11 protein-coding genes are annotated in these 16,105 nt (G+C 59.2%); 4 read left to right on the top strand and 7 right to left on the bottom strand.

All coding sequences use genetic code 11. The annotated features are described in order from the left end of the window. Positions 1-46: 46 nt before the first annotated feature. Both HMPREF2993_RS07990 and HMPREF2993_RS07985 read left to right on the top strand, forming a co-directional pair. Positions 47-1,747 (top strand): FAD-binding dehydrogenase, encoded by a 1,701-nt coding sequence (locus HMPREF2993_RS07990; RefSeq protein WP_070701834.1) that lies wholly within the window; start codon positions 47-49, stop codon positions 1,745-1,747. A gap of 27 nt (positions 1,748-1,774) precedes the next feature. Continuing rightward, a complete protein-coding gene (locus HMPREF2993_RS07985; RefSeq protein ID WP_070517321.1) occupies positions 1,775-3,058 on the top strand; it encodes a hypothetical protein in 1,284 nt (427 codons plus the stop codon). A 410-nt stretch (positions 3,059-3,468) separates the two neighbouring features. On the opposite strand, the gene leuS is transcribed toward HMPREF2993_RS07985, so the two are convergent. Continuing rightward, on the bottom strand, positions 3,469-6,318 hold the full coding sequence (gene leuS / locus HMPREF2993_RS07980) for a leucine--tRNA ligase (RefSeq protein ID WP_070701832.1): 2,850 nt from the start codon (positions 6,316-6,318) through the stop codon (positions 3,469-3,471). 83 nt (positions 6,319-6,401) lie between these two features. Next, a complete protein-coding gene (locus HMPREF2993_RS07975; protein WP_070701899.1) occupies positions 6,402-10,040 on the bottom strand; it encodes a type I restriction endonuclease subunit R in 3,639 nt (1,212 codons plus the stop codon). Positions 10,041-10,232: 192 nt separating this feature from the next. On the opposite strand from HMPREF2993_RS07975, the gene HMPREF2993_RS13485 reads away from it, so the two are divergent. Continuing rightward, positions 10,233-10,553 (top strand): type II toxin-antitoxin system Phd/YefM family antitoxin, encoded by a 321-nt coding sequence (locus tag HMPREF2993_RS13485; protein WP_141758283.1) that lies wholly within the window; start codon positions 10,233-10,235, stop codon positions 10,551-10,553. A gap of 56 nt (positions 10,554-10,609) precedes the next feature. Here the strand turns inward: HMPREF2993_RS13485 and HMPREF2993_RS07970 are convergent, their stop codons facing one another. From HMPREF2993_RS07970 to HMPREF2993_RS07950, 5 genes are all read right to left on the bottom strand, one after another. Beyond that, the gene (locus HMPREF2993_RS07970) at positions 10,610-11,080 is read right to left on the bottom strand and encodes an excisionase family DNA-binding protein (protein WP_246822412.1); all 471 of its coding nucleotides are present in this window, start codon (positions 11,078-11,080) and stop codon (positions 10,610-10,612) included. A 110-nt stretch (positions 11,081-11,190) separates the two neighbouring features. Next, positions 11,191-12,132 carry a restriction endonuclease gene (locus tag HMPREF2993_RS07965; protein ID WP_070701828.1) on the bottom strand — a complete coding sequence of 314 codons (942 nt, stop codon included), beginning with the start codon at positions 12,130-12,132 and terminating at the stop codon, positions 11,191-11,193. Then, positions 12,132-13,211, bottom strand: a complete 1,080-nt coding sequence (locus HMPREF2993_RS07960) for a restriction endonuclease subunit S (RefSeq protein WP_070701826.1) — start codon at positions 13,209-13,211, stop codon at positions 12,132-12,134. The genes HMPREF2993_RS07965 and HMPREF2993_RS07960 overlap by 1 nt, the downstream gene beginning before the upstream one ends. 1 nt (position 13,212) lies before the next feature. Beyond that, complete coding sequence (locus HMPREF2993_RS07955) at positions 13,213-14,787, bottom strand: type I restriction-modification system subunit M (RefSeq protein WP_070701824.1); 1,575 nt, start codon at positions 14,785-14,787, stop codon at positions 13,213-13,215. 91 nt (positions 14,788-14,878) lie between these two features. Continuing rightward, positions 14,879-15,259: a zinc ribbon domain-containing protein YjdM gene (locus HMPREF2993_RS07950; protein WP_070525139.1), complete on the bottom strand. Its 381-nt coding sequence runs from the start codon at positions 15,257-15,259 to the stop codon at positions 14,879-14,881. Between the two features lie 115 nt (positions 15,260-15,374). Between HMPREF2993_RS07950 and HMPREF2993_RS07945 the strand changes: the two genes are divergently transcribed. After that, the gene (locus HMPREF2993_RS07945) at positions 15,375-15,983 is read left to right on the top strand and encodes a CueP family metal-binding protein (protein WP_070517622.1); all 609 of its coding nucleotides are present in this window, start codon (positions 15,375-15,377) and stop codon (positions 15,981-15,983) included. The last annotated feature ends 122 nt before the right edge of the window (positions 15,984-16,105 follow it).

Genomic DNA, 16,105 nt, shown 5'->3' with positions numbered 1-16,105 from the left:
GAGCCAAGTCACACAATCGAGTCCGGTTTCTTTTATCATTACTGTCATGAAAGAAACTACCTCAACCACTGGCTCCGTCATCATCGTCGGCAGCGGCCTCGCCGGCATGGTCGCCGGCTATGAGGCCCTCAAGGGCGGCAAGCACGTCATCTTCCTCGAACAAGAGAACCGCAACAACCTAGGCGGCCAGGCCTTCTGGTCCCTCGGCGGGCTGTTTTATGTCGACTCCCCCGAGCAGAAGATGATGCGTGTCAAGGATTCCGAAGAATTGGCCTGGCGCGACTGGGCCAACTCCGCCGACTATGACCCGGTGACCGAGGAAGACCGGCACGATTTTTGGGGCGCAAAATGGGGCCGCGAATACGTACGCTTCGCCGCTAATGAAAAGCGCGGCTACCTCAAGTCCTTGGGCCTCAACGTCCTGCCCACCATCGGATGGGCCGAGCGCGGTTCGGGCGATGCCTCCGGCCACGGTAACTCCGTGCCGCGCTTCCACCTCACCTGGGGCACGGGCCCAGAGGTCGTGCGCGTGTTCCGCGAGCCGCTCCTTAAAGCAGAAGAACAAGGCCAGGTCGAATTCCATTTCCGCCACCGCGTGGACGAGCTCGTCGTCGACAAGGACGACGCTGGCAGCCCGCGCGTCGTCGGCGTGCGCGGCAGCGTCCTCTCCCCCACCAGCCAGCCGCGCGGCGAGGCTAGTTCGAGGGATGTGGTCAAGCACTTCGAGCTGCGCGGCTCCGCCGTCGTCATCGCCACCGGCGGCATCGGCGGCAACCTGGACAAGGTCCGCCGCATGTGGCCGACTCAGCGCTGGGGCGAATGCCCGAAGGAACTGGTCACGGGCGTTCCCGCGCATGTCGACGGCCGCGGCATCGACATCGCCCAGCAGGCCGGCGCCTCAGTAGTCAACACCGACCGCATGTGGGCCTACACCGAGGGCATGACCAACTGGAACTCCATCTGGCCCGGCCACGGCATCCGCATCATCCCCGGCCCCTCGGCACTGTGGCTCGACGCCGAAGGCAACCGCCTGCCCACCAACCTCTTCCCCGGCACCGATAACCTAGCGGCCTTGGCCCACATTGGCCAGACCGGGCACGGTTACTCCTGGTTCGTGCTCAACCAGGCCATCGTGGATAAGGAGTTCATTTTCTCCGGCTCAGAGCAGAACCCGGATCTGACGGATAAGGAATTCAAGAAGCTCGCCGGCAAGCTAGGCCCCGGCACGCACGTGGCAGTCAAAGCTTTCATGGAAAACGGTATCGACTGGGTCGTGGAAGACAACCTGGAGGATCTCGTCACCGGAATGAACGAAATCTCTCCGGAGGGCTCCCCCACCATTGATGTAACCCAACTTAGGAAAGTTCTGGAAGATCGCGATTCCCAGCTGGATAATCCCTTCAGCAAGGACGCCCAAGTCAACTATCTCCGCGTGGCCCGCGGCTTCTTAGGCGACAAGCTCATCCGCGTTGCTCCCCCACACCGCATCCTCGATAACTCCAAGGGCCCTCTCATCGCCGTGCGCCTGAAGTTCCTGACCCGCAAGACGCTCGGCGGCCTGGAGACCAACCTGGACGGCCAGTGCCTCAACGCCGACGGTACGGTTCTGCCTGGCCTCTATGCCTGCGGCGAGGCCTCCGGTTTCGGCGGTGGCGGCATGCACGGCAAAAATGCGCTGGAAGGCACCTTCCTGGGCGGGTGCATCCACTCGGGCAAGCGCGTGGGCGAAGCGTTGGCGCGCGGCTAGCACTGTTTTCTAATACTGTCGGGCACTATGAACCTCGCTAGGAACGTCCGCATCGACGTGGAGAATCCCTTCTTCACCACCTCCCGCTTCGTCGCCGCCCCCGCGGAACTCACCGTGGGCGAGATGATGATCATTGTCCACGCCGCGCTCGGCCTTGAGCCCTCTCATCCGGGAATCCTCGTGGGCGAGGAAGGCACGCCGATCGACGTCCTCACCATCATTGACCAGGACTTTTTCGAGACCTTCCGGGAAGTAGCGCACTACCACCCCTCGGACGGCGCATGGAATATCAGCATCAGCGTGGCGGACACCTCGCGCGTCGTCATGGGGCTGCCAGCCCTCATCGCCGGTGAGGGCCCCGATCTGATGAGTGAGCTGGGCAGTGCCGAGGCGATGTTCAAGGTAGTCCTCGATGTCCAGGCGACTATGGCCTACATGGCTGTTCCTACCGAGAGCATGGAGCGCATCTTCGCGCTCTTCCCCAACTACACACTGGACCAAATCCACCAGCGCCTCACCACCTTCTTCCCGCCGGCAGTGGCGCAGCGCCTCGCCACCATGGGCACGGAGGCCGCCAACCTGGAGGGCGGCACCAAGCCCGCACTGCCTGGGGATCTCCCCCTGGATCCTTTCCGCTCCACACCCTTCGAGGACATCCCGGTGCCCTCCTCGGAGATGCTGGAGGAATGGCGCGCGGAAATCCACGAGGCCTACCCGGAGCTGCGGCCCGACTATGAGCTGCCGGCGCTTGACGACGCCACCGCTCACCACGTAGGCCAGCGTATACGCGAATACCTCGAGGTCATCGAGGAATATCCACGCCTGACCGGGGCCGGCTACCTCAAGCAGGCGGCTGTCGCGCGCCTCAAGGAAGGGCTGAATAGCCCCAATGATTTTGATGACGTCAAGCGCGAGGACTACCACCAGCCGCTGTTGAACCTGCGCGGATTCCTCACGGACTTGGATTGGCTCAAGACCACAACGACGCAGATCAAGCTCACCAAATATGGCCGCAAGGCCATGAGCGATCCGCTCTGGGCAACGCAGGTCATCATGAACAACATCCCTTATGCCTACGCCGAACCGGAGGGCATTCCTCAGCTCTCCTTCGAACTAGTCCACCTATTGCGCGGTGAGTGGGAGTTCAATCCGGAATACGACTACACGCACGCCATCACCCGCGACCTGCTGTTCACGCTGGGCATTCTCGAGGATGACTCCACGTTCCCTGACATCACCGATGGGTGCCAAGGCTTCCTCGGCGAAATCATCACCAAGGTGCGCAAGGAGCTGAACCAAGAGCTGGACTAGTTCCAAGTCGCGACCTTGTAGACGCCACTAATGACACTGCTACCTAGTATTGTTCGGCGGTGGGGTGGGGTTGTTCCACGCTAAATCCGCCTAGGACAGGAAGGCGTCCTGCAAAAGGCATCTGGCAAAAGGCATCTTTGGGTCTAAAAACGCCATCTGCACTGAGTAAATGGCGTTTTTGGCCGCGAAAACGCCTTATGACAGATGCCTTTTGTCAGACGCCCTTTGTCAGTTACCTCCCGCATGTCGATGGAAACACGCAGACGTCGCGCTGCGAGGGGAGTGACGAAGGTACACGCCTAGGCGCAAAACTGCCCTAACTGACGATTTTCCCCACGATCATTCGCTGGAAGGCGCTGGTTTCGTCAACTAGGGCAGTTGGGGCCCTGATCTATCGGGGCCCGTTGGTTTTATTTGACCACCAGGTTGACCATGCGGCCCGGCACGTAGATCTCCTTGACCACGTTCTTGCCCGCCGTCAGCTCAGCGATGCGCTCATCTTCCTTGGCAATACCCACGACGGTGGCTTGGTCAGCGTCGGCAGGCACCATCACGCGTGCCTTGACCTTGCCGTTGATCTGCACCGGAACCTCAATCTCGTCGTCGACGAGGTACTTTTCTTCGAACTCCGGGAAGGACTCGTAGGTGATGGTCTCTTCATGGCCGAAGCGCTTCCACAGCTCTTCCGCGATGTGCGGGGCGACAGGGGAGACCAGCTGGGCCAAGGGCTCCACAGCGGCGCGCGGAGCGCCCTTCGGGTAGGCCTTGGTCAGGTAGTTCACGTACTCGATGAGCTTGGCCACCACGGTGTTCAGGCGCAGGTTCTCGTAGTCATCGCGCACGCCGGCGATGGTGCGGTTGAGGTGCTTCAGGTCATCCTCGGAAAGCTCTGCGTCCGTCGTGCACAGCTCGCCGGAGTTCTCATCGATAGCCAGGCGCCACAGGCGCTGGAGGAAGCGCTGCGCACCGACGACGTCCTTTGTTGCCCACGGGCGGGAGGTATCCAGCGGGCCCATCGACATCTCGTAAACACGCAGGGTATCGGCACCGTACTCGTTGCAGATGTCATCCGGGGCCACGGCGTTCTTCAGGGACTTGCCCATCTTTCCGTACTCCTGGTTAACCTCTTCGCCGTTGTAGAAGAACTTGCCATCCTTCTCCTCAACCTCGGCGGCTGGGACGTAGACGCCACGGGAATCGGTGTAAGCGTAGGCCTGGATGTAGCCCTGGTTGTAGAGGCGGCGGTAGGGCTCCTTGGAGCTCACGTAGCCCAGATCGAAGAGGACCTTGTGCCAGAAGCGCGAGTAGAGCAGGTGCAGCACGGCGTGCTCAACGCCACCGACGTAGAGGTCAACGCCACCCGGGTCGTTGGCACCGTGCTCGTCTGGGCGCGGGCCCGTCCAGTAGCGCTCGTTCTCAATATTGCAGAAGATCTCGTCATTCGTCGGATCGATGTAGCGCAGCTGGTACCAGGAAGAACCTGCCCACTGCGGCATGACGTTGGTATCGCGGTAGTAGGTCTTGGGGCCATCGCCCAGGCCCAGGTCCAGTTCCACCTCAACCCACTCGCGGGCCTTGGCCAGCGGCGGCTGCGGGGAGGAATCGGCATCATCCGGGTCGAAGGACACCGGCTTGTAGTCTTCTACCTCTGGCAGCTCGATGGGCAGCATCGACTCCGGCAGCGGGTAGGCCTGGCCGGCCTCGTCATAGACGATGGGGAAGGGCTCACCCCAGTAGCGCTGGCGAGCAAACAGCCAGTCACGCAGCTTGTACTGGATCTTCTCGCGGCCCACGCCCTGTTCCTCCAGCCACGGGATGATGGCGGCGATGGCCTCGTCCTTGGACATGCCGTTGATGTCCAGGGAATCGTTGGCGGAGTTCACGGCCTTGCCGGACTCGGTATAGGCCTCCTTGGTGATGTCGCCGCCAGCGACGACCTCCGTAATGGGCAGGCCAAAGACGGTGGCGAACTCGTAGTCACGGGTATCGTGCGCCGGGACCGCCATGATGGCGCCGGTGCCGTAGCCGGTCAGGACGTAGTCCGCGATGAAGATCGGGACCTTCTTGCCGTTGACCGGGTTGGTGGCATAAGTGCCCAGGAAGACGCCGGTCTTTTCCTTGTTCTCCTGGCGCTCCAAATCGGACTTCGCGGCGATGGAAGCACGGTAGGCCTCCACGGCCTCCTTCGGATCATCGTGGCCGAAGGTCCAGCGCTCGTCGACATCATCCTCGTAGGGGATGGGGGAGAGGAGGGCGTCGACAAGCTCGTGCTCCGGGGCCAGCACCACGTACTCCGCGCCGAAGAGGGTATCCGGGCGGGTGGTGAAGACGTCGATGTTGTAGCCCTCAGCGTGGAAGGTGACCTCCGCGCCGCGGGAGCGGCCAATCCAGTTGCGCTGCATGGACTTGACCTTCTCCGGCCAATCCAGAAGCTCCAGGTCATCGAGCAGGCGGTCGGAGTAGGCGGTAATGCGCATCATCCACTGGCGCAGGTTCTTGCGGAAGACCGGGAAATTACCGCGCTCGGACTTGCCCTCCGCGGTGACCTCCTCGTTGGCCAACACCGTGCCCAGGCCCGGGCACCAGTTCACGGTGGAGTTGGACAGGTACACCAGGCGGAATTCGTCGAGCGCGTGGCGCTGCTCTTCCTTGGTCAGATCCGCGTAGTAGCGACCATCCTTGGTGGTGCGCTTGCCCACCTCAAGTTCCTTGATGAGCTCAGAAATCGGGCGTGCCTTCTGCTGCTCCTCATCAAACCAGGAGTTATAGATCTGCAGGAAGATCCACTGCGTCCACTTATAAAACTCCGGGTCAGTCGAGGCCACCGAGCGGCGCGGATCGTGGCCCAGACCCAGCATGCCCAGCTGGCGGCGCATATTGTTGATATTCGCCTCCGTGGTGGTGCGCGGGTGCGTACCAGTCTGGATGGCGTACTGCTCAGCCGGCAGGCCAAAGGCGTCATAGCCCAGCGTGTGCAGGACGTTCTTGCCCAGCATGCGGTTAAAGCGGGCATAAGTATCCGTGGCGATATAACCCAGCGGGTGGCCTACGTGCAGACCCGCGCCAGACGGGTAGGGGAACATGTCCTGGATGTTCATCTTCTCCGCGGGAAGTTCCTTACCGTCCTCCGCGAGCGGCCCAACTGGGTTCGGCGCATTAAAGGTGCCGTTATCCTTCCAGTACTGCTGCCAGGCACTTTCAATCTGCGCGGCGAGCTCCGGCGTGTAGCGGTGGGTGGTGTTATCGCTCGGGTTAGTCATGGTTAGACAGTGTAGTCACCGCACGGACATCTCCCCAGTTAGACCCAGCCGGACCGTATTCCTGTTCTGAGGCACGGTAGTAGCTAGGTAGCCTGCGCCGTCGCTTCAATCCGTTCAAGGCGCTTGCGTAGATCCACAATGACGTCGGTTTTGTTGTGAAAAATGTCGATGACGGAACCCTCTTCATCAAAGGGAGGCTGGAAGATCTCCTCGTAGGCCACACCACCGTTGTGAACCAGCACATCTACCAGCATCTTGATAAAGCGTATTTGGGCAGCATTGAAAGACGTATTACTGAGCAGGTCTGCAAACTGCTCCCGGACTGCCGCCTCGTCAAGGCCCACCAAGCGGCGGATGAAGGCAGGAATGCTGTCCCCACCCATGCGCTCACGCAGCTTGTCGACGCTTTCCGTGGAGCCCCCACTTCCCCCGCCTGCCTGGGCTACCATCGCCTCCAGCGCTGTGACGTCCTCTGCGTTAAGCGTCCGTGCACTGCGCAATTTGATCATCGCCAGGTCGTTGGCATGCTCCTGCAGCAATTCGCGCAGGCGTTGCTCCAGTTGGGTGGGGTAGGAACCGGTGCCGGGCAGCCGCGCCGGCATCTCATCATCAATCGTGAGCTCACCCATCTCATCTTGGATGTCGAGGGTGACGGCGTTGCGCTTTCCCTTGGGCACAAACTGAATGAGCGAACGCATGCCGATGCGGATGGTCTCGAGGTCCTCGACCGTCACGTTATTCCACCACTCCGGATCGAGCGCGCGCTCGAGGAAGGACCGCCGTTCGGCCACCATGGGGATGGTGGAACTCACGGCCATGAGGTCATTCGCCATCCTCTCGACTCGTTCGCGCAGTGCCGCGAACTCCGGGCTGTGGTCGAGCAAGCCCACTTGGAGCTTCAAAATCACCAGGTCAAAGCGCTTAGCTGTCTCAGAGTCCTTCATCGTGTCCAGCGGCAAGTGCGCAATATGGCGGCGCAGCTGCTCAGCCTTCTCTTCACTTAGCTCATCCCACGCAGAGCGTTCGCGGTATCGCAACAAGGTTTCCTTGTCGCTGGGGCGGACCATGATGTGGCCTAGCGGTATAGACGCCGCCGAGCCGTGAAGGGAATCAGCAAGCTCGGCGCGCATCTCTGGGGCCGTAGCGTGCTTATCCAACTGAGCAAGCAACCCCACGCGGGCATCAAAGAGCTTTTCCGACAGCGACCGTGGTCGGCCCGTGGCCGAATCACGGGCTTCACCCTTAAAGAACTCATCCACGTTGCCGCAGAAGTCAAAGATGAGGAAGTGCGTCTTGTCCATCCCCGGGCCGAAGAGGTCCGGGCGCAATCGCGTCCCTCGACCCACCATCTGCCAAAACTTGGTGGGGGAGTAGACGGGTTTGAATAAGACGAGGTTGACCACCTCGGGCACGTCAACGCCGGTGTCAAGCATGTCCACGGAAATCGCGATGTTGACGTCCCCGTCTGGATCTGCGAATTCGTCCAGCGCTGACTGCGCATACTTCGTGTGAGTGGTGATCACGGAGGCACCCGTGCGCGAATACTCCGGAAACGTCGCGTCAAAGACCTGCTTGATAAGTTCCGCGTGACGTTGGGTTCGGGCGAAGATGATGGTCTTTCCCAATTGATCTCCGCCCACGCGGATCCCATTCTCCACCACGGTTTTCAGCACCTTGCGAATGGTGTCCTTGTTGAACAGGTAGCGGTTGATCTCCGCCGAAGAAATCTCTCCGGGCGGATCTAGGCGCCCACCGTCCTCGTCGGTACCCCAATCGGACGTGTCCCACGCCAGCTGCTCCTCGGGGGAAAGCTCGTCATAAGACATGCCCCGGCGCAGGAAGAGTGAGTCCTGCCGAGCCGTCTTGAAGGGAACAAGGTTTCCGTCTGCCACGGCTTCATCGAGGCCGTACTCGAAGGACGGGGTCTTATCCTCCATCTCAAAGAGCGCATACGTGTCATGGTCAATCTCGCTCTTCGGCGTCGCCGTCAGCCCCACCACGTAGGCATCGAAGTACTCCAAAATCCGCTTGAAGCGGTTGTATACGGAGCGGTGGGCCTCATCTACGATGATGAGGTCGAAGTCGAAGGGACCGAACTTCGCCGGCGTGTCGCCGTCATCCCCAATCAGGTTCATCATGGTGTTGTAGGTGGTCACATACACATCACCCACCTGCTCAGGGTTTTTGATGAGATTCACGGGTGTGGACTCCGCATACATGCTCACAAAGGCTTTGTGCGCCTGGTTGACCAAGGCAGTGCGGTCCGCCAGGAACAACACCTTGCCCACCCAGCCGGCCTGACGCAACAGCTTGGCAGTGGCCACGGCCACACGCGTCTTACCAGTTCCTGTTGCCATAACCAGCAATGCTTGGCGACGCCTCCGCGTCTCCAACGTCTCCGTCACCGCACGGATGGCTTCAAGCTGGTAGGTGCGGGCGCCACCACCCGCAATATCCGTATCAACCGGCGTCTCACTCAACAGAGCGCGCGTGGTGCGCCGCCCAATCATCCGGCGCAATTGCTGCGCGGTGGGGAAGCCCTCGACCTCGCGGGCGGGATAGCCCACACCGGATCCAGGAAGGTTAGCGGCATCATCGATCAGGTCAATGTGATAGCCGTTGGTGCACAACATGACCGGCCGCGTTCCGTATTCGCGCTCGATGCAGTCCGCGTACAGCTTCACTTGTTGGGAGCCCACGCTCATGGACTCCATGGACTTTTTCGCCTCGATGACGGCCAGCGGTGTGCGGTCATCATCCCACAAGACATAATCTGCGTAGCCAACGCCGGAGGGATTGGGCATACCGTGTAACTCGAGTTCTCGAGTGACTGAATCATCACTAAACCCTGCTGCTTCGAGCATCGGGTCAATGAGCTGTCGGCGCGTCTCGGCCTCGCTGATCGCCAAAGGCGCAGCCGACGGTGCTGCCACCCCGGCGCGCTCTGCAGCGGCTGCTTGTTGCTCAGCCAACTGCTCCTGGAGGGCCTCAATCTTGGCGGCAAGCTCCTGTTCCACCTGCCGCGCTGCTTCGCGCTCTGCTTCGGCTTCTTCCTGCGCATCAGCCAGATCCGCCTTCGCCCGAAGCTCTGCGCTCCGCCGCTTGAGCTCGAACTGGGCCGCCTCACGAAGACGCTTCTCCTCCGCTTCACGCGCAGCTTCCTGTGCCTCATCGAGCAGCAACCGGCTTTTCTTTAGCTCCTCATCCTGCTGCGCCAGCTTTTTGAGGTACGCGGCGGTCTGCGCTTGGGAGCGCCCGGCAACGTGAATGCCTGAAGAGTCAGCTGCGGCCTGGCCCAACAAGTTAGTATCAAAAGCCGCCCGCGGGCCCGGCGCGGCCTGAGGGTTGGCCGAGTGGTACCGCACCGCCCAGGCCATGAGGTCATAGAGGTGCGCCGCCGCCTTCCGCGCCCTCTGCGGGGAGGTCGGCGCTTGCTTGCCCTCCATGTCGTCGGCGTGCGCGGCGTCGTTGCCGCTCTTGCGCAAGATGGTCATCTTGCGCAGCATGGTGTCGTTCTTCACGCACTGAAGGAATGCACGGTCCCTGGTCATCTCCACCAAGCTGAGGTAGCCGGTATCTCCCAGACCCCGGAACGCCCAGATGTGGTTCACTACCCGCTCCAACACCTTGCGCGCATAAAAGCAGGAAATCACCGGGTCCGCATCCACGAACCGCTCTACCTTCAGGCACTCCTCATACGCCGTGGGCCAGACGTAACGCACAAAGCCGAAGTTAGTGCTGCGGACTGGCCCACCCTGCACAGAGTTACGCCCAGGATTCGGGGGAGACGGGGGAGTAGGGGTCACCATAGAGTTCTCCAGGGACATGGTTTCGCATCGGATACGTCTTAATCCCAGTAATTCTAAGTCACCGCCCTATACCTAGCTACCACCATCACTCCGGTTCCTGGATAAATGCTCCGATTCCCCCTTGTTCTTTCCTCACACGCCGCTAAGATCAGCACTATTCCGTTGTTCTACAGCTGGCTGTTCAAAGGCTCACCAATTACCGGAAAGACTACGACCATCACCGACCACAATCGCCCCATTGCCCGGATTGTTCCCATCTCATATCCCAATAGCCGAGTGCAGCAACTAGTAGCTGCCGGAATCCTGAGCCACAACCCCGATCCCTACTCCCCGCTGACCACTACGGCTCCACAGCCGAACAAGACGGACTCTCTGCTACCTGGGAGAGATGTCGTCTCCCTGCTGGATAGAGAAGACCGCTTGTGATGCTTTAAACCCGAAATTTCAGCACCCGCGTATACACGCCCAAAAGAGTCGAAAACTTAGCCACGCCGCGCCTTCTTTGCCACTTCCTTACGGGCATCCTTGAGGATCTGCGCAATGTCAGCTGCGTCTGCGGCATTTACGTCATAGGCCCCGGCAGCTTGGGCCTCAGACGCTAGCTCTCGCAGTGCTTTACGACGTTCAGTCCGCTGCTCACCCCGGTACTGCAGTAAGTCAACGAGCCGAACTCTCCTATGCCTGCCTCCTGAGGGACGCTCGAACGCTATCGACCCGTCCTCAAGTTTTTTCACCAGAGTCGGCCTACTAATACCCAGGAAATCGGCCGCTTCCTGCGTTGTGAGCAGTTGGTCTACAGGCGCAAGAGTAATGGCCTTTCCTTGCCTCATCGCCCAGACAACGTCTGCCAGCACGCTAAATGCTTCTTCGGGTAGATTTACCGTCTGCCCGTCGGGCCCCACAAGCGCAGCAGGTCCCTCCAGTTGGTCCAGGAACCTGCTCACGTCGAGCATTGCTTCTAGGTCTTGCGGCGGGAGAGTCGTGTGAGGGCGATTCCGTGCTTCATTCATGAGGCCATCATAGAGTAATTCGAAATATTCGAAAGGGCAAACACAGCGCCGAACTACTCAAAGTAATCCTCATCCACCTCGACTAGGGCCACGGTCCTCTTGACCTGCACACCCACGCCGTAGCGGATCATCAGTTCCGCCAGCCTATCCCCGTCGATTAAAACGACGCGTGAGGCCACTGCATCCGCATACTCCTGCGCACTCACAGAGAACTTCGCCGTAGTCAGAAACACCCCGCGATCCGCCTGCGCGCCTTGCAGTGCACCCACGAACCCCTGAATATCCGGCCGCCCAATACTCTTGTCCAGCCCATACCGCTTGGCCTGCACATAAATACGGGATAGCCCCAGCGCATCCTGGTCGATAATCCCGTCGATACCGCCATCGTTAGATAGCTGTGTGCGCGTGGCCTTGCCCTGCGTACCGCCATACCCCATAGCCATGAGCAAGTCCAATACTGCCTGCTCAAAGAACGCCGGCTCATTCTCGTGTAACCGAGTAAGCAGCTCACCAGCCACAAACTCATTGTTGCGAGACACACCGGTTTCCACCTGCTCTACCGGATCCAGCTCACTCTCGGATTCTGGAAGGCCGCTGCGCTTATCGACACCCACATCGTCCCCAGCCTTACTTCCCCGATTCCGACCCCGCCACGTTAGTGCCGCTTCCGTCCCCGCAATCTCTCCCAAAAGCTGTTTTTCCGTCATCCCTTCCGGGTAGCGCGCCAACAGATCACGACCAAAGTCTGTAATTTGAAAGCGCGCCCGCGCAGGCGAGCTAATGGCATTCGCCTTCTTAAGGAATGTCAACGCCCACCCAACACGGTTTTCAAAGCGCGACTGCCCCGACGCAATGGTCTCAAGCCTCTCTTCGTCAGTAATGCCCGCATAGGACGCAGTTATCTCGATGAGCTCCCTACGTCGGAGCTCAGCTCCATTTACGTGAAGAGCTTCCAACACCGATACCAAGTAGGCTTCCCATCTTTCGACAGCCATTAGAGCTCTCCTTGGAATGCGCGGGTGGATAGGGATTCTTGTAGTTTTTGAAAGAGATTGAGCTTCCGTCGCATAGAATCAGCCAACGATTTCTTGGTGGACTGCTCGCGATTGAACCGTTCTAAAACAGTAGGATCGGCCACTTGGACCTTAAAAGCACCCAGCGTCTTGCGGTTTATTTTAGGAATGCTAGCCCGCCCTGATGAAGCTGCGGCATACGCCAAAAAGCGACTTGAACGTAGCTGCCAAACAATCCAATCAGTCTGCTTAATGTCTCTAGGAACCAGTGCATACATGTCCGCCGAGCAGACACCATCGTATGCAGCAACGCTGACTTTGTTCAGATATGGACGAATCTTCGAATAAAGAATATCGCCTGATTTAAATGCGTACTTCCCACTAGTTACCCCATCTTCTGCAGCGGACTTAACGCCCACAATTTCGTCCGAACCCGAATACAAATTATTTGGTGCAACATGCGGCATAGTCAAATACGGCTCGCTCGTCGGATCAACCTGACTTGAACGAATATCAACCAGCTCGCTAAGTGCAATTAGTTGAGTTTTTTGGTTGCTCATCGAGAATGGAATTGCACTCAACTCTGCCAATTGAGACTTCACGGCAGCGATTGATTCTGCAACAGCGTCCAAAATCGCCGCGATACGGCGCTGCTCGTCGAGGGGAGGGAGAAGAAACTTTTCTTCGACCACGTCTGCCTTAGAGATCCCTGGAACAGCCGCATGCTTTTGAAGCCGTCCAAGTCGCAAATCCTTTAGTAGCCAGTACAGCCATCGAGAGTCAACCTGTTCCTCAGACTTCGGAAATACACCGAATGCCGTATCAATAATCCAGCAGTTTCCGGAGGACCACTCTACGAATCCAGCACTGCCCTTCCTGCCGACTACAGAGACGGGCCCGACAAAATTGGCCTCTACATGGCTCCCAACTGAACCGGCAGAGCCAAACACTGGAAACTCCCCTGCGACACGTTCCTCTTTCTTAAGGGCTTTGCCATATTTCAGATGACACACATCCCCTAATCGCACCATCAGCCAGTCATGCTTTGCCCTGCTAGCCATGCTATTTCCCCTCGCTAAGCATTGCCTTGAGGTTGGCAAGGCCTTGGGTGATGTCGCGGTCGAGTTCTTCGATTTCGGCGATGATCTCCATCGGGTCGCGGGTTTCTTCTACCTCGAGGACGATCTCCTTGTAGCGGTTCATGGAGAGGTCGTAATCGGTTTGGGCGATCTCGTCTTTCGGCACGGTGAAGGAGTAGTCCGTGCGGGCACGCTCACGCTCGTCGGTGGTGCGGGAGTGCCAACGGGCGACAACGTCCGGAAGGTTATTGAGCTTGAGTTGTTCCTGGGTAAGGGTGACGGGTGTGGGGTCTTCGGCAAGCGCGGGATCGCTAAGGTCCTGGATGTGTGAGGCAGGGGAGGGGCCGAGCAGAGGGGCGTCAAGAAGCGGAATGCGCTTGTCATCCAGTGAGTAGCCATCCGCGGTGACGTCATAGAACCACACCTCATCAGTGCCGCCAGAGTCCGTGCGGGTAAAGCACAGGACGGCGGTGGACACGCCCGAGTAGGGCTTGAATGCGCCGGAGGGCAGTTTGATGACCGCATCAAGGCGCTGATCCTCAACCAAGGTTTTGCGAAGGGCTTTGTGCGCCTTGGTAGAGCCGAAGAGGACACCTTCAGGGACAATCACCGCAGCGCGACCGCCCGGCTTGAGTAGCTGCAGGAAGCGGTGGACAAAAAGAATCTCCGTCTTCTTGGCCGTCGTCACCGACTTGAGCTTGGGATCGACGGCATCCTTATCCAGGCTGCCCGCAAAAGGCGGGTTGGCCAGGACAAGGTCAAAGGCCTCATCGAACGTTGTGGGCAGCTGTTGCAGCGAATCGCGGTAAGAAATGTTGGGTTCTTCAAAGCCGTGCATGAACATGTTCATCGCCGCGATGCGCACCATGGTTTTGTCAAAGTCGAAGCCTGTCAGGCCCTCATTGGTAAACGTTGTGCGCGTGTCCTTGTTAAACAGGTCTGCGCGGTGATGGTGGGCAATCCAATCATTGGCAGCCACCAGGAACCCGGCAGTGCCACACGCTGGGTCGATGATGCGCTGCTGTGGTGTGGGCTCCATGAGCGCGACGAGGAGCTCGATAATGTGGCTGGTCGTGCGGAACTGGCCGTTCGTACCCGAGGTGGACAGCTTGTCCAGCATGTACTCATACAAGTCGCCCTTCATGTCCTTGTTGGAGAAGTGCAGCTGGTCAATGAGCTCCATAACACGCGAGAGCGTGGCCTCAGATTCGATCTCAAAGGAGGCGTTGGCCATGTGTTCTTGGAAGCCCGTGCCGCCCATCTCTTTGATGAAGGGGAAAACTTTGTTGATGATGGTGGCCTTGCGGCGGGCGATGTCACGGTCCTCAATGAGGTTGCGCCACCGCAGATCCTGTTGGCTGGCGTCAAAAATGTCTTCCGTCGCGGTGGGATCTCCTAACGCTCGGCGCTTATCAATCTGGACCTGACGCTCGTCCAAATCCTTGATGAAGAGCAGGTAGGTGAACTGCTCGATGACAGAGACTGGGTTGGAAATGCCGCCGGACCAGAAGGTGTCCCAGATGCGGTCGACGTTGTTTTTGAGGGCGCCGGTAATCATGTAATTCAGCGTAACTGTCGTGGGGAGTCATGCTGGTTATTAGCTCGCGGTAGAGGTAGTACCTCCAGATCTGCCCACGCAGGTTTTAGTACTAAACCTTCTTGACCACGGCAGGCTTGAGCTTCATCGCGCCGAAGCCATCAATCCGGCAATCAATGTTGTGGTCTTCCTGGCCGGTGCCGGCGTCGAAGTTCAAGCGGATGCCGCGCACCTTCGTGCCGGCTTTTAGCGGCTGCTGCGCGCCCTTGACTTTTAGGGTCTTGGTGATGGTGACCGTGTCGCCGTCAGCAAGCGCGTTGCCCACGGAGTCGACGATGGTCGGTTCGCTTCCTTCCGCGGCCGAAGCATCAGCAGAGTCGGCGGAGAACTCGTGCGCACACTCCGGGCAGACGATAAGCGGCGGCATCTCGTAGGTGTACTCAGAGGAGCATTCGGGGCAGGGCGGCAGAGTTGCGGCCGAAGTATCAGACATAGGGGAGAGTTTAACCTGCGTAGCACGAAAAGATGATCCTTCTCTCATTCCATTGATAGATACCCGGGTGGGGTATAGGCTTGAGTAAACACAATCGGACCCATTCGGAAGACTTATGAAACGCCTCATCGCCCTCACCACTGCCTGCGCCGCAGCCATCACCCTGTCCTCTTGCTCTACTGACAGCCCCGTACCGAGTGAAGCCTCGAAAAGCGCCGCTTCCAGCACCGACATCCAACAGGTGCCTGCCGAGGAGATCCTCGCCGAGTTCGATCTCGAAGGGTTGGATGGCCAGGAAATCGTGGACAAGCTGGACCGCCAGTCCAAGGACGAGCGCAATAGCGATCTCCTCGCATCCGTGCGCCCGAACGAGCTCATCCTCGCTACTGAACAGGGTCAGGCCTCCCTGCCGCTGCCGGAGGACAAGTTCTACCTCTCTATTGCGCCGTACCTCTCCCGTACGCACGACTGCTTCAACCACTCCCTGACCACCTGCACCGGTGAGCTCAGCCAGGAAGACATCCACGTCACCATCACGGATGACGAAGGAAATGAGCTAGTCAACGAAGACACCACGACGTTCGACAACGGCTTCATTGGCTACTGGCTGCCGGCCGACAAGAAGGGCACCATCACCATCGAGCAGGACGGCAAGACCGGCGAGGTTCCCCTGGATACCTCTGACGAAGGCGGTACCTGCGTGACCACGCTGCAGATGGCATAATCTGCCCACTCACTCACCACGGTGAATCCCACCTCCTGGGGTTCACCGTTTGTCGTTTTATGGTGTCCACGCAGTGCTTGCCGACGTCAACAGTGGGACCTGACCCCTGTTTGGTAGACACC

The organism is Corynebacterium sp. HMSC068G04, from assembly GCF_001814885.1.
In the GTDB taxonomy this organism is placed as follows: Bacteria; Actinomycetota; Actinomycetes; order Mycobacteriales; family Mycobacteriaceae; genus Corynebacterium; species Corynebacterium hiratae.
Note: the sequence above shows the minus strand (reverse complement) of the source record. Positions and strands in the feature narration are given on the sequence as shown.